Source organism: Polaribacter sp. Hel1_33_78, from assembly GCF_900106075.1.
GTDB lineage: Bacteria > Bacteroidota > Bacteroidia > Flavobacteriales > Flavobacteriaceae > Polaribacter.
Genome location: NZ_LT629794.1, coordinates 608,267 through 632,820 on the forward strand (window position 1 = coordinate 608,267; position 24,554 = coordinate 632,820).

At 30.8% G+C, this 24,554-nt stretch carries 23 protein-coding genes; 16 read left to right on the top strand and 7 right to left on the bottom strand.

Annotated features, from left to right (window positions below):
* The first annotated feature begins 108 nt into the window (after window positions 1-108).
* From BLT88_RS02670 to tsaB, 15 genes are all read left to right on the top strand, one after another.
* Window positions 109-531, top strand: a complete 423-nt coding sequence (locus BLT88_RS02670) for a hypothetical protein (protein WP_091952839.1) — start codon at window positions 109-111, stop codon at window positions 529-531.
* Window positions 532-659: 128 nt separating this feature from the next.
* Window positions 660-4,013 carry a class I tRNA ligase family protein gene (locus BLT88_RS02675; protein WP_091952841.1) on the top strand — a complete coding sequence of 1,118 codons (3,354 nt, stop codon included), beginning with the start codon at window positions 660-662 and terminating at the stop codon, window positions 4,011-4,013.
* Window positions 4,014-4,122: 109 nt separating this feature from the next.
* Window positions 4,123-4,380 carry a SemiSWEET family sugar transporter gene (locus BLT88_RS02680; RefSeq protein ID WP_366132479.1) on the top strand — a complete coding sequence of 86 codons (258 nt, stop codon included), beginning with the start codon at window positions 4,123-4,125 and terminating at the stop codon, window positions 4,378-4,380.
* Window positions 4,381-4,510: 130 nt separating this feature from the next.
* On the top strand, window positions 4,511-5,281 hold the full coding sequence (locus BLT88_RS02685; protein ID WP_036787685.1) for an enoyl-CoA hydratase/isomerase family protein: 771 nt from the start codon (window positions 4,511-4,513) through the stop codon (window positions 5,279-5,281).
* A gap of 4 nt (window positions 5,282-5,285) precedes the next feature.
* Window positions 5,286-5,843 carry an MOSC domain-containing protein gene (locus tag BLT88_RS02690; RefSeq protein ID WP_091952843.1) on the top strand — a complete coding sequence of 186 codons (558 nt, stop codon included), beginning with the start codon at window positions 5,286-5,288 and terminating at the stop codon, window positions 5,841-5,843.
* Between the two features lie 381 nt (window positions 5,844-6,224).
* Window positions 6,225-7,127 (top strand): heme o synthase, encoded by a 903-nt coding sequence (gene cyoE, locus BLT88_RS02695; protein ID WP_036787679.1) that lies wholly within the window; start codon window positions 6,225-6,227, stop codon window positions 7,125-7,127.
* 3 nt (window positions 7,128-7,130) lie between these two features.
* Window positions 7,131-7,718 (top strand): cytochrome c oxidase subunit 3, encoded by a 588-nt coding sequence (locus tag BLT88_RS02700; RefSeq protein ID WP_172824233.1) that lies wholly within the window; start codon window positions 7,131-7,133, stop codon window positions 7,716-7,718.
* 55 nt (window positions 7,719-7,773) lie between these two features.
* Window positions 7,774-8,754, top strand: coding sequence for a cytochrome c oxidase subunit 3 (locus tag BLT88_RS02705; RefSeq protein ID WP_091952845.1), 981 nt, complete (start codon window positions 7,774-7,776; stop codon window positions 8,752-8,754).
* Between the two features lie 24 nt (window positions 8,755-8,778).
* On the top strand, window positions 8,779-9,120 hold the full coding sequence (locus BLT88_RS02710) for a cytochrome C oxidase subunit IV family protein (RefSeq protein ID WP_036787673.1): 342 nt from the start codon (window positions 8,779-8,781) through the stop codon (window positions 9,118-9,120).
* A 111-nt stretch (window positions 9,121-9,231) separates the two neighbouring features.
* A complete protein-coding gene (locus BLT88_RS02715; protein ID WP_091952847.1) occupies window positions 9,232-9,903 on the top strand; it encodes a hypothetical protein in 672 nt (223 codons plus the stop codon).
* A complete protein-coding gene (locus tag BLT88_RS02720; RefSeq protein ID WP_091952848.1) occupies window positions 9,900-10,601 on the top strand; it encodes an SCO family protein in 702 nt (233 codons plus the stop codon). The genes BLT88_RS02715 and BLT88_RS02720 overlap by 4 nt, the downstream gene beginning before the upstream one ends.
* Complete coding sequence (locus BLT88_RS02725) at window positions 10,594-11,133, top strand: DUF420 domain-containing protein (RefSeq protein WP_091952849.1); 540 nt, start codon at window positions 10,594-10,596, stop codon at window positions 11,131-11,133. The genes BLT88_RS02720 and BLT88_RS02725 overlap by 8 nt, the downstream gene beginning before the upstream one ends.
* Window positions 11,126-11,347, top strand: a complete 222-nt coding sequence (locus BLT88_RS02730) for a hypothetical protein (RefSeq protein ID WP_091952851.1) — start codon at window positions 11,126-11,128, stop codon at window positions 11,345-11,347. Before BLT88_RS02725 ends, BLT88_RS02730 begins: the two co-directional genes overlap by 8 nt.
* A gap of 132 nt (window positions 11,348-11,479) precedes the next feature.
* On the top strand, window positions 11,480-12,811 hold the full coding sequence (locus tag BLT88_RS02735; protein WP_091952852.1) for a TolC family protein: 1,332 nt from the start codon (window positions 11,480-11,482) through the stop codon (window positions 12,809-12,811).
* A gap of 91 nt (window positions 12,812-12,902) precedes the next feature.
* Window positions 12,903-13,589, top strand: a complete 687-nt coding sequence (gene tsaB, locus BLT88_RS02740) for a tRNA (adenosine(37)-N6)-threonylcarbamoyltransferase complex dimerization subunit type 1 TsaB (protein ID WP_091952854.1) — start codon at window positions 12,903-12,905, stop codon at window positions 13,587-13,589.
* On the opposite strand, the gene BLT88_RS02745 is transcribed toward tsaB, so the two are convergent.
* The 3 genes from BLT88_RS02745 to BLT88_RS02755 form a co-directional block, all read right to left on the bottom strand.
* The gene (locus BLT88_RS02745; protein WP_091952855.1) at window positions 13,579-14,379 is read right to left on the bottom strand and encodes a mechanosensitive ion channel family protein; all 801 of its coding nucleotides are present in this window, start codon (window positions 14,377-14,379) and stop codon (window positions 13,579-13,581) included. The genes tsaB and BLT88_RS02745 overlap by 11 nt on opposite strands.
* Before the next feature lie 102 nt (window positions 14,380-14,481).
* Window positions 14,482-14,838 (bottom strand): DUF1304 domain-containing protein, encoded by a 357-nt coding sequence (locus BLT88_RS02750; RefSeq protein WP_091952857.1) that lies wholly within the window; start codon window positions 14,836-14,838, stop codon window positions 14,482-14,484.
* Window positions 14,839-14,904: 66 nt separating this feature from the next.
* Window positions 14,905-15,105 (bottom strand): dodecin family protein, encoded by a 201-nt coding sequence (locus tag BLT88_RS02755; RefSeq protein WP_091952858.1) that lies wholly within the window; start codon window positions 15,103-15,105, stop codon window positions 14,905-14,907.
* A 166-nt stretch (window positions 15,106-15,271) separates the two neighbouring features.
* On the opposite strand from BLT88_RS02755, the gene BLT88_RS02760 reads away from it, so the two are divergent.
* A complete protein-coding gene (locus tag BLT88_RS02760) occupies window positions 15,272-15,625 on the top strand; it encodes a toxin-antitoxin system YwqK family antitoxin (RefSeq protein WP_091955630.1) in 354 nt (117 codons plus the stop codon).
* Between the two features lie 274 nt (window positions 15,626-15,899).
* Here BLT88_RS02760 and BLT88_RS02765 read toward each other — a convergent pair whose 3' ends face one another.
* From BLT88_RS02765 to sprA, 4 genes are all read right to left on the bottom strand, one after another.
* Entirely contained in the window at window positions 15,900-16,619 is a 720-nt protein-coding gene (locus tag BLT88_RS02765) for an energy transducer TonB (RefSeq protein WP_091952860.1), read from the bottom strand.
* A 73-nt stretch (window positions 16,620-16,692) separates the two neighbouring features.
* Window positions 16,693-17,067 (bottom strand): VanZ family protein, encoded by a 375-nt coding sequence (locus tag BLT88_RS14425; RefSeq protein ID WP_172824235.1) that lies wholly within the window; start codon window positions 17,065-17,067, stop codon window positions 16,693-16,695.
* The gene (gene gcvH / locus BLT88_RS02775; protein WP_036787634.1) at window positions 17,033-17,413 is read right to left on the bottom strand and encodes a glycine cleavage system protein GcvH; all 381 of its coding nucleotides are present in this window, start codon (window positions 17,411-17,413) and stop codon (window positions 17,033-17,035) included. The genes BLT88_RS14425 and gcvH overlap by 35 nt, the downstream gene beginning before the upstream one ends.
* A gap of 26 nt (window positions 17,414-17,439) precedes the next feature.
* Window positions 17,440-24,552 (bottom strand): cell surface protein SprA, encoded by a 7,113-nt coding sequence (gene sprA / locus BLT88_RS02780; RefSeq protein ID WP_091952861.1) that lies wholly within the window; start codon window positions 24,550-24,552, stop codon window positions 17,440-17,442.
* Between the last annotated feature and the right edge of the window lie 2 nt (window positions 24,553-24,554).

Sequence of the window (24,554 nt, forward strand, 5' to 3'; positions counted from 1 at the left end):
TTTCTTTTTTAACGCTTTTTTTTCCTTTTCAGTCATATTATTAGGTGAAGAAACTATAAATAGTTATTTATTTGCGAAGAATTAGCAAAAACTTAAAAATCAAAAATTATGAAGTCCTTAATTAAAATAATTTTTACAATCTTCACATTATCTAGTGTATTATTTTTTTCAAGTTGTGAAGATTCATCAAACGAAATTGAAAAAGAATTAAGTATCCTAGAAAAAGTACTATTACTTGAAAGTAGTGAATGGCTTTTAAAAGGTTTTGAACATAATACTATGCATACTTTTGCAAATGGAGAACGTTTCACATATTATGGAACAGATCATATTTTCTTTGACGAGGCAATTCCTGGAACTGTAGACTACGTAATTGACGGGAGTTTATTAACTATGGATTTTCATTTTGGTCATGTTTACACTTTTGAAATTAAAGTTTCTTGCGATTCTAATATTATAGAGTTTCATCGAGATGGAGAGTTAAATACCACACTTTATAAACGTGGTTCTAATTATGAGGAGTGTTTATAAAAAAAATATTTAAAATAATTAAAAAAGGCTTTCAAAATCAATTTGAAAGCCTTTTTTAATTTAAGGTATTTACGTTTTTCACTTCCAAACAATAAGCGTAAATTTGCACACTTTAATAAAAGAATCAAATGCAATATAATCACCTAGATATAGAAAAGAAATGGCAAAAATTTTGGTCAGAAAACCAAACTTTTAAAGCCAGTAATGAATCTGAGAAACCTAAATATTATGTTCTAGATATGTTTCCTTATCCTTCTGGAGCAGGTTTACATGTAGGACATCCTTTAGGGTATATTGCAAGTGATATTTATGCGCGTTACAAACGCCACAAAGGTTTTAATGTTTTGCATCCGCAAGGATATGATTCTTTTGGATTGCCAGCAGAACAATACGCAATTCAAACTGGGCAGCATCCAGCAAAAACAACGGAAGAAAATATTACAACCTATCGAAGACAATTAGATCAAATTGGCTTCTCTTTTGATTGGAGTAGAGAGGTACGAACTTCTAATCCTGAGTATTATAAATGGACACAATGGATTTTTATCCAACTCTTTAATTCTTGGTATAATAAAGAAACAGACAAAGCAGAAGATGTTTCTTCTTTAGAAAACATCTTTAAAAAATCAGGAAACACTTCAATAAATGCGGTTTGTGATGAAGATATTATTTCTTTTTCTGCGGATGAATGGAATGCCTTTTCAACAAAAGAACAAGAAGAAATTTTATTAAAATATCGTTTAACATTTTTGTCGGATACTGAAGTAAATTGGTGTCCTGGTTTAGGAACTGTTCTAGCAAATGATGAAATTGTAAACGGCGTTTCAGAACGTGGAGGTCATCCTGTTGTTCGTAAAAAAATGACACAATGGTCTATGCGAATTTCTGCATATGCGCAGCGTTTATTAGATGGTTTAAATACTATTGATTGGCCTCAACCTTTAAAAGATTCTCAAACTAATTGGATCGGTAGAAGTCAAGGTGCAATGGTTTCGTTTAAAGTTGCTGGAGATTTTGAAAGCACTACTTCTGAAGTGAAATTATCTTACAAAGAATTAGAAGCTTTAAAAGAATTACGTCAAAATTTATCAAAGGCAGAAATGACGCTTTGGAATGAATTGAAAAATAAAAAAGGAGCTTCAAAATTTAGAAAAAAATATACAATAGGTGCATTTTTAGTAGATTATGTGTGCTTAGCAAAAAATATAATTGTTGAGTTTTCCGGCAAAGAAGATGAAGCCGCGAGAACTATTTACTTTGCAAAAGAAGGATTTAACGTTATTCGTTTTACAAACGAAGAAGTCTCTGATAACGTTCTGAAAATTGTTTCTAAGATTAATTCTGCAATTCAATTTCCAAAAAAAAATAAAAAGGAAATAGAAAATAAAACGGTTTCAAAAGAAGAAAATCAATATAAAATTGATGTTTTCACAACAAGACCAGATACTATTTACGGAGTAAGCTTTATGACGCTAGCTCCAGAACATGAGTTGGTGTCAAAAATAACAACAGATGCTCAAAAAGCAGAAGTTGAAGCTTACATAAAGGCAACTGCTAAAAGGTCAGAACGCGATAGAATGGCAGATGTAAAAACCATTTCTGGTGCTTTTACAGGTGCGTATGCAATTCATCCTTTTTCTGGTGAAAAAGTACAAATTTGGATTGGAGATTATGTATTAGCAAATTACGGAACAGGAGCTGTGATGGCTGTTCCTTGTGGAGATCAGCGTGATTTTGATTTCGCAAAACATTTTGACATTCCGATTCCGAATATTTTTGAAGACGTCGATATCTCTGAAGAAGCACATACAGGTAAAGACGGAACAAAAATCGCGAACTCAGATTTTTTATCAGGATTAAAATATAAGAAAGCATTAAAATTATCCATTTTTGAAATGGAGAAACGTGGTTTTGGTTATGGAAAAATAAACTACCGTTTGCGTGATGCTGTTTTTAGCAGACAACGTTATTGGGGAGAACCTTTTCCGGTGTATTATAAAGACGGAATGCCACAAATGATTGATGTAAAACATTTGCCAATTGTGTTGCCAGAAGTTGAAAAATACTTGCCAACGGAAGATGGAAAACCGCCTTTAGGAAATGCAACAGTATGGGCTTGGGATTCTCGTGGAAAGAAAGTAGTGTCTAATGAGAAGTTGAAAAACAAAACAGTTTTTCCTTTAGAATTAAATACAATGCCTGGTTGGGCAGGAAGTTCTTGGTATTTTAACAGATACATGGACGCGGCAAATTCAGGCGAATTTGCAAGTAAAGAATCTTTAGAATATTGGAAAGAAGTAGATTTATATATTGGAGGTTCAGAACATGCAACCGGGCATTTATTATATGCTCGTTTTTGGCAAAAGTTCTTGTTTGATAAAGGAATTGTTCCTGTAGATGAGTTTGCAAAAAAACTGATTAATCAGGGAATGATTTTAGGGACTTCTGCTTTTGTTTACAAAGCAACGCCGTTTATAAAATCAGATTGTTTTACGGCACACGCTAGTGAAGCAATCATGAATAAAATTCCTGCAATACTTGTTTCTAAAAACCTTTTTAATTCTGATAATGAATTTGAAACGATTGTAAAGAATCATATAATTGATAAAGGATTTTTAAATGCTAATGATGCGGATAGCATTATGATTGTAAAGTCAGCTTTGCATGCAGATGTTTCTCTAGTAAATTCCTCTGATGAACTAGATATTGAAGCGTTTAAGAATCATTCTTTGAACGCTGATCATAAAAATGCTGAATTTATTTTAGAAGACGGAGTTTATAAAACTGGACGTGAAGTGGAGAAAATGTCAAAGTCTAAATACAATGTTGTGAATCCTGACGCTATTTGTGCAGCATATGGCGCAGATGCATTGCGTTTGTTTGAAATGTTTTTAGGCCCTTTAGAACAGGCAAAACCTTGGAGTACTTCGGGTATTTCTGGAGTTTCCTCGTTCTTAAAGAAACTATGGAAACTGTATTTTAACGAAGAAACATTTGAGATTTCAGAAGAAGAGGCAACAAAAGATGAGTTAAAGGTTTTACACAAAACCATTAAGAAAGTTGAAGAGGATATCGAGAACTTCTCTTTTAATACTTCTGTTTCTACCTTTATGATCGCTGTAAACGAATTAACTGTTTTAAAATGTAATAAACGCGCAGTATTGCAACCGTTAGTAATTTTGGTTTCTCCGTATGCACCCCATATTGCAGAAGAATTATGGAGTTTGTTAGGGAATAAAGAAAGTATTTCTACTGCTGATTTTCCTCTTTTTGATGCAAAACATTTGATAGAAAGCACTAAGAATTATCCGATTTCCTTTAACGGAAAAATGCGTTTTACATTGGAGCTTTCTCTTGATTTATCGAAAGAAGAGATAGAAAAAACTGTTTTGGAAAACGAAAAAACAATTGCGCAATTAGAAGGTAGAACTCCTAAAAAAGTAATTATTGTACCAGGTAAAATTGTAAATATAGTTGGATAGCATGCTCAGAGTACATCTGTTATTCAGCTATTAGTAAAGAAAGACATATAAAGATGTTTTTTGTCATTCTTTTTGAGTTCAGAATTTATCAAAATAAACGAAAGAAAAAGTGATTGATTTTTATGAAATTATTGGTTTAGTAGCTGCCTTTATTACAACAGCATCATTTTTGCCACAAGTTTTTAAAACTTACAAAACGAAAGATACCTCAGGACTTTCTTTAACCATGTATCTCACTTTTTTTGTTGGGATTGTTTTATGGTTAATTTATGGTATTCATTTAAAAAGTTTACCAATGATTTTAGCAAATTCAATCACAGCAATTTCATCATTATTTTTGGTAATAATGAAGTTGAAGTACAAATAAATATTTATTTTTTAGAATGAAACAAGTTTGTCACATTATAATTAATTCTCTTTTTTGCGCAATAATTCTTCCTCAATTTAACATTGACATTCTTGTTATAAAAACCTATTTTTGGTAAAACTTATATTTTATGACGACTACAAGGCAAAATGGAAGTTTATATACCAGCCTTCAAAATAATATTGCAACGATAGAATTTGGGCATCCTGCCAGTAATTCTTTTCCAAGTGAATTGTTAAATAGGTTAACAAAAGAATTGAATTCAATCTCAGAAAATGATGCTATTTCAGTTGTCATTTTAAAATCTGAAGGGGAGAAAGCTTTTTGTGCAGGTGCTTCTTTCGATGAGTTAGTTGCTATTTCTAATCTACAGGAAGGAGAAAAATTCTTTACTGGTTTTGCAAATGTGATTAACGCCATGAGAACTTGTGGTAAGATTATTATTGGACGTGTTCAAGGAAAAACTGTTGGAGGAGGAGTTGGTTTGGCCTCAGCCTGCGATTATGTTTTGGCTACAGAAAATGCCGCTATTAAATTATCAGAACTCACAATTGGTATCGGTCCTTTTGTCATTGAGCCAGTAGTTAAAAGAAAAATAGGGTTAGCTGCGTTATCCGAATTAACGTTAGATGCGACCAATTGGAAAACAGCTTATTGGGCAAAAGAAAAAGGGTTGTATGCAAAAGTCTTTGAAACCGTTAAAGAATTAGATGAAGAAGTAGAAATTTTAGCATCAAAATTAGCGTCCTACAATCCATCAGCTTTGGGTGAAATGAAGAAAGTTTTATGGGGAAATACCCAAAATTGGAATGAATTATTGGCTGAAAGAGCATTGGTTTCAGGAAAATTAGTGCTATCGGACTTCACAAAAAAGGCGTTATCTAAATTTTCTAAAAAGTAATTGAATGAAAATTGTGTCGACAAATATTGGCGAACGAAAGGAGGTTATTTGGGAAAATATAAAAGTGGTCACAGGTATTTTTAAATTTCCAATGGATAAACCTGTTTTTTTAGATACTGAGGATGTGAGAGGAGATGCAATTTGTGATAGGGAAAATCATGGAGGAATCAATCAAGCAATTTATGGATATTCTTTAAAACATTATGAGTATTGGAAGCCTTTGTACCCCAATTTAGATTGGAGTTTAGGAATGTTTGGAGAGAATTTAACCATTGATAATCTCGATGAATGTAATACTCATGTTGGAGATACCTTTAAAGTAGGCGAGGCTGTTTTAGAAGTCACCCTTCAAAGAAACCCTTGTTATAAACTAGGCATTCGTTTTGACGATATGAAAATTGTAAAACAATTTTGGAATACTACTTTTTGCGGTGTATATTTTAAAGTATTACAAACGGGTTTTGTGAAAACTGGAGATGCGTTTGTTCAAATAAAAAGTTGTTCCGAAAATCCAACTATTGCAGATTTATTAGCCAGAAAGAAAATAGAAAAAAGAATGTAATTCTAAAAATACATTCTTTTTTTATACCCATGTTTATTGACTTAATGAAAGAAAAAGTATGCCGAGTTTGTTAAAACTTGATTTGTTTAATTTTAGGTTGAAATAAATAATTAGTTGTATTTCAAAGACTTCGCAATTAAACAAAACGAAAAATATAAATAATTACATTAAATGTAAAAAAAATGTAATTTTTATATTTTTATATCATAAAATTATATTTACATTTGTGTGTGCTTTTTAAGTAAAGCACACTTTTTCTTTTTCATAGCAATTTTCCCACTCAATTTATTGAGTGGGTTTTTTAATTTACAAAACAATATTTTACAAATTCTATGGTAAATTGATATTTATAAAATATCTTTGCATTCAATTGGTTTAATAATGAATTCAATAGTAATTTCAGAGACAAAAACTTCAATGAATATACTTTTATCAGACTTAAAACAACTTACAAAAGTTGGCTTGTCTTTAAGTGTGGTGTTTTCTTCTGTTGCAGGATATTTGTTAGCAGTAGATGTCATAAACTTTACTACAGTTGTATTATTAGCATTAGGAGGTTTCTTTATGGTGGGTGCATCTAATGCATTTAATCAAATTATAGAGAAAGATACAGATGCTTTGATGCAAAGAACCAAAGATAGACCTCTCCCAACAAAAAGAATGTCTGTGACTTTTGCAATGATCATTGCCATTTTGTTTACAGTTTTAGGAATTTCTATTTTATATAGTATCAACCCAAAGACCGCTTTATTTGGGGCTATTTCAATTTTTTTATATACTTGTGCTTACACGCCTCTAAAATCGGTAACACCTTTAGCAGTTTTTGTGGGTGCAATTCCTGGTGCAATTCCCTTTATGTTAGGATGGGTAGCAGCAACAGACCAATTTGGAGTAGAAGCAGGGATGTTATTTATGATTCAGTTTTTTTGGCAGTTTCCACATTTTTGGGCAATTGGATGGTTGCAATTTGAAGAATACAAAAAAGCAGGGTTTAATATGTTGCCCATGAATACCAAAGATAAAGGAGCGGTAAAACAAATTATATTTTATACGGTTATCATGATTTTAGTTTCTGTAGCTCCAGTTTTAAAGTTGTCTGGAAACTTTTACATATACCCGATAACTGCAATAATCGTTGCTTTCTTAGGAGTTATTATGTTATTTTATGCACTTCAATTGCATAAATCAGAAGAAAATACAGATGCAAGAAAATTAATGTTGTCTAGTGTTTTGTATATTACTGTTGTGCAAATTATATATGTAGTTGATAAATTTTTACATTAAAAAATGATAGGAGAACAAGCTTTAAAACAAGAATATACAGTCGCTAAAAAGAAATCAGCAAAGCCAATGTTGTGGATTTCTATGATTAGCATGGTTATGTTTTTTGCAGGATTAACAAGTGCTTATGTAATAAGTATGAAGCGTGATGATTGGGTTTCTTTTGACTTACCTGATGCCTTTTACGTAAGTACGGTTCTAATAGTGGCGAGTAGTATTACACTATTTTTTTCACAAAGATTTTTAAAACAAAACAAAAGACAGTTATCATTAATAATGGTGCTTGTTACCTTATTTTTGGGAATTGGATTTATTTGGCAACAATATGCTGGATTTAATCAACTTAAAAGTATCGGATTGTTTTTTACAGGACCAGAGAGCACGGTGTCAACATCCTTTATAATCGGAATTACTTTTATCCATGTATTACACTTGTTCGCAGGGGTCGCTGTACTTTTAGTTGTTATTTATAATCATTTTAAATACAAATATAAATCGGATGATATGCTTGGTTTTGAACTAGGTGCAATCTTTTGGCATTTTGTAGATATACTTTGGATTTACCTATTTTTCTTTTTCTATTTTATTAGGTGATTAAAAATAGTTATTTTTGGCGAACTAATTAAGAAATAATTAACAGATAAGATTTATGGAAGCAAATATTGCTATACCTTCTGATAGTAAGAAAACTTGGAATGGTGGCGGAGTAAAGCCATTCGGAGCAAGTTATGGTAAAATGATGATGTGGTTTTTTATCGTTTCTGATGCATTAACCTTTTCGGGATTTTTAGCGGCTTACGGCTTAACACGTTTTAAATTTATAGATTCATGGCCAATTGCAGATGAAGTGTTTACTCACGTGCCATTTATACATGGTAATTACCCTATGTATTATGTTGCTTTTATGACATTTATACTTATTTTCTCATCAGTAACAATGGTAATGGCTGTTGATGCTGGTCATAAAATGCAAAAAAATAAGGTAGCATGGTATATGTTCGCAACAATTATTGGAGGTTTAATATTTGTAGGTTCTCAAGCATGGGAATGGAATACTTTTATTAAGGGCTCTTATGGAGCTGTGAAGACTGCGGATGGAAGACTTTTACAATTTGTAAAAGACGGTCACCAAATAGCTTTGTCAGATTTTGTTGTTGGTGATCGAATGGATCATAGAGAATCTAATACCAAAAAAAATGGACTATGGTTTGAATCTGGAGAATCTGTAGGAGCTTACTCCGTTGCTCAAATAATGGCCTCTTATAAAGCAGATCCTTCAATACAAATTAGAAGTGAACAAATTGATTTAGAGAAAAAGCAAAAAATTATTTTCTCAAGAGAAAAAGGTGCTTCGGAATTAGCAAAAGGAAAACTTGTTGTAGAAGGAGCAAATTTAAAAGTAAATGAGTATGGAAATACAATTTTTGCAGATTTCTTTTTCTTCATTACAGGTTTTCACGGATTTCACGTATTCTCTGGAATCGTAATTAATATTATCATTTTCTTTAATGTTATCCTTGGTACATATGAAAAAAGAGGGCATTACGAAATGGTAGAAAAAGTAGGATTATATTGGCACTTTGTAGATTTAGTTTGGGTATTTGTTTTTACCTTCTTCTACTTGGTTTAATTATAAAATAATAGCAAAATAAAAATGGCACACGCACACGAATCTAATGTAAAAAGAATATGGATGGTATTTGGTTTACTATCCGTTGTAACTATTATAGAAGTTGCTTTAGGTATTATAAAACCAGAAGTTTTATATTTAACTAATTTTTTAGGAACAAGTCCGTTGAACTGGATTTTTATTATTCTAACACTTTATAAAGCATATTATATTACTTGGACTTTCATGCACATGGAAGGAGAAAAAAAATGGTTTAGACGTGCTGCAGTTTGGACTGCAGTTTTTCTAATCTGTTTCCTTGTAACTTTACTTTTAATTGAAGGTGGCTACTTATATGACACATTGGCGCCACTTGTAAAATGGTAATTAGAAAATTATAAAGGTGGTGTTAACCACCTTTTTTTTATATTCAAAATATGTCATCTTAAACAAGTTGATGTTTTTTAGTATTCTTAAAATTGTATTAACTATTTAGAAATGAAATTTATCACAAAAAAAAGAGTAGTACTATTTTTGCTTTTTATTTTTCCTTTAATTTGTTTTTTAATTCTTTCTACAGGAAAAAATAATTTCACAAAACTACCAATTGTAACTAAAAATATTACTGATATTTCAAAAATTGATGGGACCAAAAAAGTTCAATTAAAAGATAATGTTTCCATTATTTGTTTTTTAGGAAATGATGTAAACACGAATAAATCTGGCCTCTTCAACCTAAATGAAAAGGTGTATAAGAAGTTTACAGATTATAAGAAATTTCAGATTGTAGCGATTTATCCTAATGGAAAAGAAACTGAAGCAGAGAAATTAAAAGGAGAAATTGGTGCTTTTACGGATATGCAAAAATGGGTTTTCATGGCAAGTTCTAAAGAAGAGATAGAAGCTTTGTATAGCAGTTTTTCTTTTGATGAGCCTCTGACAAATTTAGCTTCTTCAAAAGCATTTTTAATTGATAAAAATGTAAATTTAAGAGGAAGACTAAAAGACTCAGATAGTAAAGATGGAAAACTTTATGGGTATAATATGAATTCTGTTTCAGAATTGAATGCAAAATTAAAAGATGATGTAAAAGTACTCTATTACGAGTATTACGCTGCTTTTAAGGAAAAGAATAAAAACAAAGCAGATCGAAAAGAGGTTGGGCTATGAACAAAAAATATTCTTACATAGGTGTTTCTTTTATTATACTTTTATTCGGAATTTATGTTGTTAGAAATATAGATAGAAGGTTAAATGACAATGATTTTGTTCAAGATGATAGATTGAATAAAGTTGATAAAAAATCAGGAAGTACAAATAGTTTATTTAAATTTAATAAAGTTCCAGATTTCGAATTTACAAATCAAGAAGGAAATATAATCACGAATAAAACTTACGAGGGTAAGGTGTTTGTTGTAGAATTTTTCTTTTCTACTTGTCCAACAATTTGTCCTTTAATGAATCAGAAGATGTTGAGCATCCAAGATTCATTTCTTGGAAATCCGGATTTCGGAATAGCTTCTATTTCTATTACTCCAGAAATTGATTCTCCAAAAATCTTAAAAGAGTTCGCAAAAAACAAAGGAATTAAGCATAAAAATTGGCACTTGCTTACAGGTAAATCCGAAGAGATTGTGTATGCTTTGTCTAACAAAGGGTTTAAATTATATGCAGGAAAAGGAGATGAAGAGCATGGGGGATTTGAACATTCAGGTTTGTTCGCGTTGGTGGATAAAGATGGTTATATTAGATCTAGAAAAGATAAGTTTGGCAATCCTATTATGTATTACAGAGCGTTGCAAGAACAAACTTTTCCTGATCAAATAAATGAATTAAAAGAAGATATTAAATTGTTATTAAATGAGTAAGCTAGCACAAGAACGAAAGTACAGAAAAATAATCACAGGGTTGTCTATTATAATTCCAATAGCTGTTGCAGCGTTATTTGGAGTTAATGTAAGAGACTTAGGTTTTGATGTAGAGCCTTTTACTTTTTTACCACCAATTTATGCATCTATAAATGGATTAACAGCTATTGTATTAATAGCAGCTGTTCTCGCTATTAAAAACGGAAATAAGAAATTACATGAACAATTAAACACTCTTGCAATTATTTGTTCTTTAGCTTTTCTGTTGATGTATATAGCGTATCATATGACATCTGATTCTACTAAATTTGGTGGTGAAGGAGCCATTAAATTCGTTTATTATTTTATTTTATTTACACACATTGTATTGTCTATAATTGTAATACCTTTTGTATTAACCACCTACTTGAGAGCGAAATTAGGTAATTTTGCACAACACAAAAAAATAGCAAAAATTACATTTCCGTTATGGCTATATGTAGCTGTAACCGGGGTAATAGTTTATATAATGATATCTCCTTATTATGCTTAAAAAAAGAATATATACCTTTTTTCTTTTAATTCTTTTTACTGTAAAATCAACTTACTCCCAGTGTGCAATGTGCAAAGCTGTTGTAGAAAATGGTGATGTTTCTATGGCAGAAGGTGTTAATAACGGAATTACTTATTTAATGGTATTTCCATACTTACTTATTGGTGTGTTGTTTTATACAATTTACAGATATAAAAAACAGGCAAAAATTTAACATTTCAATAAGAGTGAAAATCTGTAACATTTTATAGTTTTAGTCGTCTTATATGCACAATCAAAGTAATATTTTTTTGCTTTTGAACTGTAGTGAATAAAAGTAATAAACAAACAAAAAACAAAAGACGTTGTGAAAATTAAATTTATAGTAATAGTAGCTTTTTTAACTTCAATAACTACTTTTTCACAGAAAAAGTGGGATTTAAGGGAATGTGTAGATGAAGCGTTAGTGAAAAATATTTCTATCCAACAAAACAGACTTAGTTTAGAGTTGGCAGAAAAAGATGTAGAGATTGCGAAAGGAAATTTTTTGCCAAATCTAACTGGTAATACTGGAGGTAATTTGAATTTTGGTACTGGTTTTGATCCAGTTTCTCAAAATAGGGTGAACACAACTTTTTTTGGAGGCTCAATTAACGTAAATTCAGGTATTACTGTATTTAATGGGTATAGAAATACAAATACATACAAACAAGCGCAATTAGGTGTGGAAACAAGCATGTTAGATTTAAAGAAAATTGAAAATGACATTTCTTTATTTGTAGTTAATGGTTATTTGAATATTCTATTTGCTAAGGAAAACTTAAATGCAGCCAAGGTTCAGCATGAAATAAGCAAAAAACAAATTGAAGCAGCAGAAAGTAGATTTAATTCTGGAGTTATACCAAAAGGAGATTTATTAAACGCACAATCTACAGCAGCTACAAATTTACAAACAGTAATTACGCAAGAAAATGCTTTAGATTTAGCATTGTTAAATTTGGCACAGTTATTACAGGTTCCTGTTGAAGGTTTTGATATAGCTTCTATTGATGTAGGCACTCCATCTTCAAACTTGTTATATAAAAGTTCATCAATAGTATATAATAAATCCTTAGAAACAATGCCAGAAATTGCTAGAGCTAAAATAGCGATTGAAAGCGCAAGTTTAGGTATAGAAATATCTAAAGCTTCTTTTTTACCTTCAGTTACAGCTTCTGCAGGATTATCGACAAATTATGGATTTAATTTAAAGCTTCCGGAGGGACTTTCTAATCCTGGTTTGTCAAATCAATTAAATGATAACTTTGGTTATGGTGTTGGTTTTAACGTAAGTGTTCCAATTTTTAATCGTTTTCAAACTAGGAATAGAGTTGCACAATCCGTGATAAATAAAGAAGTTTTTGAAATAAGATTAGAGAGCGAGAAAGTAGCTTTAAAACAAACTATAGAACAGGCTTTTTTGGATGTGAAATCGGCTTTAAAAACATATGAAACCGCAAAAATTTCTTTAGGAGCGCAAGAAGAAGCATTTAAAAATGCACAAGAGCGCTATAATTTTGGAGCAATGACGCAGTTTGATTTTGATCAAGTAAGAACACGTTTGGTAAATGCTGAAGCTGCATTAATTCGTTCTAAATACAATTATGTTTTTAAAACTAAAGTATTGCAATTTTATTCTGGAGAATTAATTTTAGAATAATTTACTTCAAAAAATAGTTTAAACCTCATAGTGAGTAGATTACTGTGAGGTTTTCTTTTTAATTTATCTTTACAAAAAAGAATTATAGATTTTGAGCATCATTTTAAATATTGAGACTACCACTAAAAATTGTTCTGTAAGCATTGCAGAAAAAGGTGAAATTTTAGCCATCAAAGAATTAAATAATGGTAATTACTCTCATGCAGAAGTTTTGCACCCTTTTATTTTAGATGTTTTAAAAGAAGCAAATCTTACCTCTGATAAAATAGATGCTGTAGCAGTAAGTAAAGGTCCTGGGTCTTATACTGGGTTAAGAATTGGAGTTTCTGCCGCAAAAGGGCTGTGTTTTGCCCTTGATAAACCTTTAATTTCTATTGATACTCTTACTTCTTTGTCTTTTTCAATTACTATTGAAGAAGGAATTATTGTGCCGATGTTAGATGCAAGAAGATTGGAAGTTTATGCATCAGTTTTTAATGAGAAGCATCAAAAAATAAGAGAAATTAAAGCTGAGATTATAGATGAAAATTCTTTTTGTGAATATTTAGAAAGGAGTAAAGTTTATTTTTTAGGTGATGGATCTCAGAAATGTAAAAAAATTATTACGCATAAAAATGCGATTTTTATAGATGCTAAGTTTCCTTCGGCACAAGAAATGGCAAAACTTTCTTATGAGAAATATAAAATAAGCGACATAGAAAATGTCGCTTATTTTGAACCTTTTTATTTAAAAGATTTTATTGTTATTCCAGAAAAGAAAAAGAAACCTACTTTTTAATTTCTACTATATGAGGATAAGGTATTTCTATTCCTGCCTCGTCTAAGGCTATTTTAGTATTTTCAGTAATATCAAAATAAACACTCCAATAATCAGCAGATGCACACCAAGGTCTCACTGCAAAATTTACTGAGCTATCGGCTAATTCAGAGACCATAACGGCTGGCGCTGGATCTTTTAATACTTTTGGATGCTGCATTAAAACATGCATTAAAACTTCTTTTGTTTTCTTGATGTCCGTATCATAAGAAACGCCAAATATTAAATCTACACGCCTTGTGCCTTCTACGGTATAATTTATAATAGTCCCATTGGACAAGCTTCCATTAGGAATAATAATTTCTTTATTTGATAAACCGGTGAGTTTTGTTGTAAAGATTTCAATTTCTTTTACAGCACCAGTTTCACCCTGAGCTTCAACTAAATCACCAATTTTAAAAGGTCTAAAGATCATGATTAAAACTCCGCCAGCAAAATTAGCTAAAGAACCTTGCAAGGCCAAACCGATAGCTAAACCGGCAGAAGCTACAATGGCAGCAAAAGATGTTGTTGCAACTCCTAATTTTGAAATTACTGTAATGAATAATAATATTTTTAAAACCCAGCTGCTAAGATTTCCTAAAAATTTTTGAAGCGTAAGATCGACACCTCTTTTAATCATTATTTTTTTAGATGATTTTATAACGATATTAATTAGAAATAAACCAACTATTAAAATGATTAAAGCAGTAATTACATTAGGGGTGTATTCAATTAAAAGTTCTTTTATTTTTTCTAGATATTCCTCCATTTTCGTTTTATTAATAATAAGAGGCAAAAGTAAGCGAATATTTAAAATCTAAGGAATAAAGATGATGGAAATAAGTTAGGTTTTAGTCTAACTGTTCATGGTTTAAAGTTTTAATAAAACAATCACTGATATTAATGCAGGAATGGATTGAATATACAAGATGTTTTTTTTCTTTGTTGAGTATGCACCATAAATACCTGCAACAAAAACACATATTAGAAAGAATAAAGCTGTATCGGTATTTTTTATGATGATAGACCAGATTAAACCAGCAGCTAAAAAGCCATTATATAAACCTTGGTTCGCTGCTAATACCTTTGTTTCTTCAGCAAATTCTTTGCTTTTTAATCCAAAAGCTTTTATCCCTTTTCGTGTGGTCCAAAGAAACATTTCTAGATAGACAATGTATGCGTGGATTACGGTCACGAGACCAATAAGTATAATTTGAATTATATTCATAATATTTGAAAAATAAAGTGATTTAATATGGTATCAAATCACTTTAACGGAGTTTGAATGGAAATTTTAGTTTACTTCAAAAGTAATTTTTAGATTCACTCTAAATTCAGTAACATTACTGCCATTAACAACAGCACTTTGTGATTGTACAAATACAGATTTAATATTTTTCACAGATTCCGCTGCATGCTTTACAGCTTTCCTCGTAGCCTCTTCCCAACTTTTTTCAGAGTTAGCTAATACTTCAATCACTTTCATTACCGCCATAATATTTTCAGTTTATTAAGATTTATTTATTGTAAATATAATTTTTTTTGTTCAAAATAGGGTTATATACAGATTTCAATGTAAATTTAATGTTATGTAAATGTTTTTTAATGGTTACAAAATATTTATATTTGTAAAAATAATGTTAATCTTAAAAGAAATTAATATGAGAAAAATTATTGTAATATTCATATTTATGCTTGGAACTGTAGGATATTCGCAAGAAAACAGACCAACTTACATGGCGGAAGGGGATTTAGTAAAAGTTACTTATTATTATGAAAATGGAGCTGTTAAAACACAAGGTTCTTTTAAAGATAAAAAATTAACAGGAGAATGGGCACGTTTTGATAAAGCAGGTAATAAAACTCAATTGGGTTATTATAGTAATGGTAAAAAAGTTGGGAAATGGTTTGTTTGGTCTAAATCGGCTTTAAAAGAGATTAATTATGTAAATAATTCTATCGCTTCAGTAAATTCTTGGAAGTCGGAATCTAATGTTGCAGTTAAAAATAAATAATAATACCTAAAATTTAATAGAAAAAACTCATTAGTATTTTAAAATACTAATGAGTTTTTTATTGCTTATAAATTATGTTTTAATAAGTTGTTAGCGAAAAGTTTATTGTTTTATTATATCTGATAGTAGTTTAATTAAGTGCTATTGGGCTTCGTTGGCAATGATACAAGATTATGAATATATAATTAAAACAGCGTTATTCCTTATTTATTGGAGCTAAAAAAAAGCGTTTAGAGATTCTCTGAACGCTTTTTTAAAACTTTTTGTATTTTTTTTACTCTACTATTAAAGTAAAAGGAATACTATATTTTACTCCTACTGGTTTTCCTCTTTGTCTACCTGGCTTCATTTTTGGCAATTGCTTCATTACTTTTACAACTTCAGCTTTAATTTTTGGATGTGGAGCTCTCGCTTGAATGTTTACGATATTACCTTTTTTATCAATTTTAAAACCAATAAATACTCTTTTTCTTCCTGGTGATAAACCTAACTCGTTAGGTAACTCACTATCAAATTTTCTACCAAAGTGCTTTTGTACTTTTGCACTAAAACATTTTTTTAATTCAGCCTTATTTCCTTTACAGCCAGGAAATACGGGTACATCTTCAATAATCATGAAGCTTACATCTTCCTCAATTTCCTCAACTTCTTCAACTTCTTCAATTTCTTCAACTTCAACCGCTTCACTTTCATCAGTTTCTGTTGATTCTATAACAGTCTCTTCAATTTCTTTTTCATCTTCGACGATTTCAATTTTTTCTGGAGCTGGTGGTGGTGGTGTTTTAGGTTTTACCGGTTCAACTCTTTCTGTAATAGGAATTTCTTCTTCCATATCTGCGTTCATAACAGCAGAACCTAAATCTCCGTAGGTTTTATCGAATGTTTTCTTTTCTATTGCAACATAAGTTATAAAAAGGGCTAGTACAAGACCAATTTGCATAAAAATTTTGCTGAAATTTTCTAAATTTGATTTAGGACTTTTCTTAATTTCCATTTTAAAGATTTATTAATAGGTGGCTAATTTAATTAAATTATTGTTTTAAATACAAGTCTTATTGTTAATTAATCTATTTTTTTTTTGAAATTATATTAAAAATCAACAAAGCCGAGAGTGCTCCTGCAGAGTTTGCAATCACATCTAAGTAATCTCCTGATCTGTATAGGGTTATTTTACTCTGTAATAGTTCAATAATTATGCCAAAAACAATGCAAAGAATTACGATCCAATATTTTTTATTAGGTTTCTTGTAATATGCTATTAACCATGAAAGGGCTAACATAAAGTATGCGAAACCATGAAAAATTTTATCAATATTAGTAAAAGTAAGCTTAATAGGCGCGTTTGGCACTCTTATAAGGCTCAAGCACACAATAATAATTGTAGTTACAAAAGCTATTATAAAACTGTTATTTCTTAATAAGGTCTTGATATTCTTTAGCATCTAGTAAATTTTCTATTTGTGAGCTGTCAGAAATCGCTATTTTAATCATCCATCCTTTTTCATAAGGGTCAGTGTTTACCAATTCTGGATCATCTTCTAGTCCTTCATTAAATTCAACTACTTCACCTGACAAAGGCATAAACAAATCTGAAACTGTTTTTACGGCTTCTACAGAACCAAAAACTTCTCCCTCTTCTACATTATCATCTAATGTATCTACATCTACATATACAATATCTCCTAATTCTCCCTGCGCAAAATCTGTAATTCCTACAGTTGCGATGTTTCCTTCAATTTGAATCCACTCATGATCTTTGGTGTATTTTAATTCAGCTGGAATATTCATTTTATTTTTATTTTTATTGATTTGGTTTAATTTCCTCCTAAGTTATAAACTATATTAAATCCACCATTAATTGATTGTCTTGGAAAAGTGGTAGAAATAGCATATTTAGATGTTTGATGATTGTAATAAAAAGATGCTGTTAAATTACTATTCAATTTGTAATCTGCTGTAAATTTAATTGAAAATAATTTCTGTCCCCCACTAATTTGATCATTATCTTCGTCAACATATCTAATTTGGGTTAAATTATCTCTTAATGATACATCTGCTCTTAAGTTAATATCACCTTTAAGGGTTGTCTTTTTACCTGTAAAACGTGTGTTCATTTTTACGTCTTTAAAAACATACCCAAAACCAAAAACATATTCAGTACCAGCAATGTCTGTTATAGTACTGTTATTAAAATTCATGGTTAAAGTTCTGTCTTTTTTAATTTCTCCTCTCAAAGAAAAGGAGTTTTTCATTTTTAAATCCACTTTTACCAAGGGTGAAAATTCATCCACAAGAGTAGCACTGGCAATTAGTCTTTCAGATTCGTAATTACCTGCTATATTCGTTTTAGTATATGCAGTGGCATCATCGTATTGTAAGTTGTTTGTAAAGCTAGAAATGGTATATGAAGATCTATATCCATGAGAAAGTACAAAGGTTGAAAAGTTCTTTTTAAACCATTTGAATTTCATTAAACCATTATATCTCAGAGTCCAGTTTGGAATTGGAATATCTCTAAACAGTCCTGTGCTTACTTTATTTGGACTTTTACCAGAATAAGCAGCCATAAATGCCGGAAGTAAGACTTGTTGACTGTTTTGACCAAAACCATCAATTAGCGCTCCTGTTTCTGAAGCTAATCTATTCGAAATAATACTTCTGTAATCTTTCATTTTCTGGAACAGAGCATCGCCATTTGTAAATGCTGTTGAAAGCATAGAATGACTTGTACTAAAGTTACCAGTTTCAAAAACAGGAGTATCTTCAAATGCACTTTTGCCTTCTATTAAATCTATTTGTTGAGAAATATCTTTGGTTTGAATTTTATTTCCTCGAACATCAATATTTAAATCTTTAAAAGGCTTAACCGTAAAAGTGTAATCTAATTTGTTATAATGAGTTTTGCTGTAAGTTTTGTTAAAATATTCTCCACCATCAATTCTTGTAACTAACCAGCCATTTTCTAAGGCCTTATTTCTAATATCTACTTGACTACCAAAAGCAAATGAGGTAGGTGCTCCGCCTAAAAATCCAATATTTTCTGTATAACCTTGCAAGTACTGACCATTATTTTCTGTATAACTTATTTTACCTTGTTTTACAGAGGTCAGAATATTCCAAGTTCCTTTTAAAATTTGCTTTCCAATGGGTAATGTTTTCTTTTGTTTTATTCTAGCTAAATTTTTTCCTTTTGCATTTTTACGTTGCGTTTTTGTTAATAAGAGCTTTTCAAAACCAACTTTCTGATACAACTTATCAAAGGAAAGAGTGGTGTTTATATTATGTGTATTTGAGTTCTGAATTACATTACCAATTTGTTCTAAGATAGTATTGTCTTGCGACGACACCTGCCAATCAAAATCTGCTGTGTAAGCGTAATCAGCTTTCATAAAGCTTAGGAATGGAAACTTATCTAAAGGTAAATTATAAGTTGTATTTAGTTTTTGATGGTAATGGTTTGGTCTACCTGTGTTAAAGAAATCATCAAAAATTTGTAAATCTTCTCCATTTCCAAAGGCATCATAAATATAACTATTAGTTGCGTTAAAGTTTAGTTGTATCGATTTTGTTAAATCAAAACCAACTGTATAATCCCAGTCAAATAAAAATCTACGTTGTTTTAATTCTGGTTGAGCAGTTAAACCCTCTACTAAATTTCTGGATTGTTGTTCGTTATAACTTCTATTAATTCTAGAGTTTAAAGCGAAGGTTTTTGGCACAGGATTAAAGTTTAAATCTTTTATAAACTTCCAGTATTTGTTTCTAAATTTTTCTGAATTTTTAAAGAATTCTATAGGTTTTGAATTAAAGTTGAAGTTATAAGCAGCAGAAGCTGATACATTCTCATTAATATACTTTTCTATATTGTAATCTCTATGGAATTCTTTATTATGGGAATAAGAAACTGCTAAGTTTTCTACATCATAAAACTTTGGTTTTTTCGTTGAATTTGGGTTTCTATTCTTTTTGACATTGATAAAACTGATACTTGTTCTTTTTGTGTAATCTCGAGAAAATTCACTATTTGGATTCTGCTCCAAAGCATCTTCTAATTTTACATCTTGATATTGAGGATCAAACTTTGGATCAACGAATTTTTCACCAACGCTGTAGCTCATCGGTAATTGAATACCCCATTTTTGTGGTGTTAAAACTTTGCCTAAATTAATAGTTGTAGAAACATCGTATTGTTTTGTTTCGTCTAAACTACGCTGATTTACGCGATCTTCTACATTTCCAAAACCAATGGTTTTTACGCTTCCTGAAAGGGATACATTCGCAACATCAGCAAAATTTGCATCAGCATTCATAACCGCAGCCCAACCTCCTTTGTTGTCAAAACCTGATGAACGCAATTCATTAAACCAGATTTCCCCACTTTTATTTGAAGTAGTATTATTTCTTAAACCTAAAGTTATTGTTCTTAATTGCGCCAGTGTAGGATTTCCTTTTACTCGAATTTTAAATTCAGGAATATCATTTGGATTTTCAGATGGATAGATATCATTCACCAAGAATCCGGAACCATCTCTTTCTACTTTTAGTTTTCCAAAGGATTCCAAAATAGCATCTAGATTATTTGCTTCCGGCCAAATGTCGAGTGCAGAACTGCCATTTCTTGTTACTTTTAAAGGAACTTCGATTTGATAAAAATTATCATTTAAGTCTGTTCCTAATCTTATAACTGCTGAAAAATCATCATCACTTAAAGAACCTCCTCCTTCATTTTCTTGCAAATGCATAAACATTTTCAAATTTTTAAAACGTCTTAAATCTACACTTATATTTTTATAAATGGCCCTAGTTTTTTTAGTTTCTAAATCGTTAACTTTTAAGGTGACAGATTGTTCATTTTGTAATTGCACCGTGGTACTTCCTTGTAAACGTTCTCTTTCAATCCCTGGAGGTTCAATATAACTTCCATTATTTTGTTCTATACTAACAACGCCAACTTCAAAACCTTCTAATTCAGCCTGCGTTAATTCTCTGTCAGGATCTATTGCAGGATCTATCGTTTTTGTATATCGTCTCCAATCACCACGTACCAAATCGAGTTCACCAAATCTAATGACAACAGGCATTTTAAATTTTGTTAGGAACATTCTTATAAAACGAATACTGTTAAAATTAGAAATTCCATTTATTGGTGTTCCATTTCTAACGGGTACTCTAAATTGATACCATTTTGTTTGCTGTGTATTCCCGTTTTCTAAAGAAACAGAAGTTGTTTTTTCGTCAACAATATAATTTCTACCTTTTACTAAATCTGCTTGATTCATAGATACCTTATACTCATAATAGCTCTCAACAGTATTCATTGTTTGATCTCTATTAATGTCTTCTACGTCGGGGTATGTTGAAGATGAAGTTGGATACGATTCTGGCGATTGATTTAATGTTGGCGAGTTGCCTTGTGTATTGTTGTAGTCTTTGTATCTTTTTACAATAGAGGCATTAATAGCGTCTAATTCTGCTCCTCTGAAAAATTGAAAATTATCAGATGAAATATCATTAGATTTTAATTTAGAGAAATTTATATTTAAGTTTAAAGAATCAGAAAGTTGCTTTAAATGTTCTTCTTCCTCAATGTCAGTTAACCCATCAAACCCTAAATCTTGATTTGTTCTTGCACCATCTTCTTCACTGAAAGCGTATATAATTGACGGGCTTCTTGGCACATCTCCCCAAGTCGTTCTATTCACATTAGAGCCATCAACCTTTAAACCATTTTCGGGCAAGCCGTTTTCAAACATCTTACGATTATCCTTAACAATGTCTTCAGATATGTTTCCTAAATTGATATATAAATCTCCAACTTGATTTGATAAATCATTCGGGTTTATGCCTTGTGGCAAACCTTCTTCATTTGTAATAGAATAATTTTGATAAGGATCCATCACCCAAAATTGAATAAATTCAACATTCGCTTGATCAAAATTATTCGTAGTTAAAGGACGCATAATTCCACCCCAGTTCTCATTAGGATTCTTAAAAGTTCCGTCATTATTAACATCGCTGTCTAAAGTGTTAAAGTTGTAAGAGCCTCTTTCTTGAGGAAAGTAGGCTAAATCTAACGTTCTAACTAAAGAATTTTGAGTAATGTCTAATTGTACATTTGGGAATAATTCTCTATAATTAATCTGTCTTGTTTCCGCTCTAGATAATTCATCAGCATCTATACTTGGCGGAGTTTGTCCAATGCCGTAAAAAATTTGATCTACATTATACCATGCTAATTTTCCTCTTTTATAATTGTATGATAAATTATTTTGATCTCCATTAAAGCCATTAAAATATTTTGGAGTACTTGCTTCGTACCAATCTAAAGGAGATAATAAACTAATAGGTATTTGTGATGCTTCAAAATCATCTATATATGAGGTGGCAGCGCCAGCTACATCTATTCCACTTGGTGTTCCCGGTAATAAATATGCCATATCTGCTCTTATAGATAAATTAGAAGGAACATCTGTATCTACAAAGGGTAATTTGTTGGCTAATTTTGTAAAATAAGGAACCTCAGTAGAATAATCTATGTTTACACCAAACATGGTATTATCGATAGGCTCAGCACCAAAATTAACTTTAGGAGTTAAAGGTCTTTCATTTACATTTAAAATAGTTGCACCCACTACAAAATCTTCAGAAAATTTATGCTCAATATCAACGCCCATATAGGTTTTTCTTTGTTGATTAAATACAGCATTATTTTCGGTTGATACATTTATAGGAGTTCCAGAAGCTTGTAAGCCTGGATCTATAATTTGCACTCTCCCTAATTGATAATCAACCACAAAATCAACACCTTCTACCAATTGTCTTCCGCCAGCAGAAACTTTCACAGAACCTCTTGGAACATTGAAAGCACCAATTGGAATCCCTCCAGAGTTTTCTGATTTAAAATACCCTTTTAAGAAATATTTATCTTTATTCTGAAAGTTGTTTTTGATGTTTATTTTTGTATTTAGATATAAATCTTTAAATAAATAAACGTCATCTGCAGCATTTGTTAATTTGTTAGCCAAACCATTACCAAAAGGTTCTGGATCTGGAAAAATAATATATCCATTTTGAGAGTTTACAGTAATTCCTTCTACATAATCAAAGAAGCCATCCGCAGTTCTAAACTGACTTTGGTCTAATTGGTCTAGTTTTAATACCTGAATTAATGGAGTGTTAGCAATATCTGTAGTTTGTGCATTTTGTAATACATTTGAAGGTATACCAGTCGCATCGTCTCTATACTGTATTTCAAAACGAAAGCCATCTTGGGTTAATGGATATGCACCTAATGCGTACACATTTTTCATCATTAAACGCCAAGTAGGAAAAGATTCTTCTCCACCATTTCCATTATCTCTTTTTGTAGTTAATATTTCACTACGTAACAATTTTACAGCTAAATTTTGTGGTGCTTGAATTCCGTCATTAGAAAACTCACCCACTTTAAAAGATTTTTCAGTACTTCCATTAACAGTTCCTGCAACAGTATATTCGTAAGCAACGGCTAAAACTTCTCCATCATTTAATCTTCTATTTAAGGAAATATAACCTAATTGTGGATTTAAGGTATATTCATTTAAATCTAGTTTTCGAGCATTTTCGAGCATCGAATAATCTGTTCCTTGCTCCATTTGAAATTCACGATTTAATGTGTTTTCAACATTAGAAACATCCCTAATTCCTGCTAAAACATTTGTATCATAAATATTATTTGCATTGTTTTGAGGTAGATTTATGGTGGTTGATACATTGTTTAAATTAATATTTATGCTAACCGGGTTCGTGCTTTGCACAGTTCCATTGCTATTTACAAGATTTTTGTAAGTGTTATTAATATTGTTAGATTCTCCAATATCTGCAAAAGCAACGATACTTCTAAAATCTTCAGTGCTCGCATTTCTGTTAGTCACCCAAACTTCTATTCTTGTGATATTAACTTGACTGCTTATTAAAGGATAGTTTTTTAAAGAATTTGCATAATTATCTATAAAAAATTGTGATAAGAAAAAGTGTCTATCATTATCATAGTCTGTAGTTCTTAACTCAAAGGGTTGAATTGATGCACCTGCTTCTGCGACGATAGTCTTGCTTTCAGAGTTTTGTTGAGAAAAAACAGCCGTTATGTTTGTGTTACCAAATTTTAATTGAGTTTTTACACCAAACAAACTTTGAGCACCATTTATTAAAGAGTTTTTAATTGGCATTTCTACATTACCCGCTTCGATACCTTGCAAGATGTCATCTTCTGTTGGGGTATAATCTATCTTTACAAGATTCTGAAAATCGAAAGTAGATTGTGTGTCATAATTTGCAGTAAATTCTAAACGTTCACCAACCTTTGCACGAATACTCGCATTAATTTGTTGATCAAAATCAAAGGTAAGACTGCTTCTATTTTCTTCAGATATTTGAGGGTTATCAGTATTTTGATAGATAAAACCAAGTTTTAGATTTAAATTCCCTGTTGGTGTTACTTTTACTGTATTTCCGCCGAAAATAGATTCAAAAAATTTAGAGTCTGTGTAATAAGTTGGTAACAAGTCTTTTTGTGCAGCTGCAGCACCTTTCTTTTTACCGTCTGCAGCACTTACTTTATTTTTAAAATATTCCAACATATCTCGTTTTAAACGATATTGTTGGTATTCTTTTTGAGTTAAGAAAATTGGTGTACTTGTATAAAATTCACCTATTTTCTCTAAAATAATGTACCTGTTTAATTCTTTGTCAAAAATAATTTCTTTTTCCGCTAAATCATCTAAAAAAAGGTCTCCTCTTTGTGTGTGATTAAAATTGTATTTTAACTGTAAAGTATCAATTTTTAGGTTAGTTGAATCTTTTACCTTTTTGGTTTGAGCGGAAGAAGATAAGTTTACTAAAAAAGTAAAAAGGACTAATAAAAGTATATTTTTTAATAATCTGATCAATT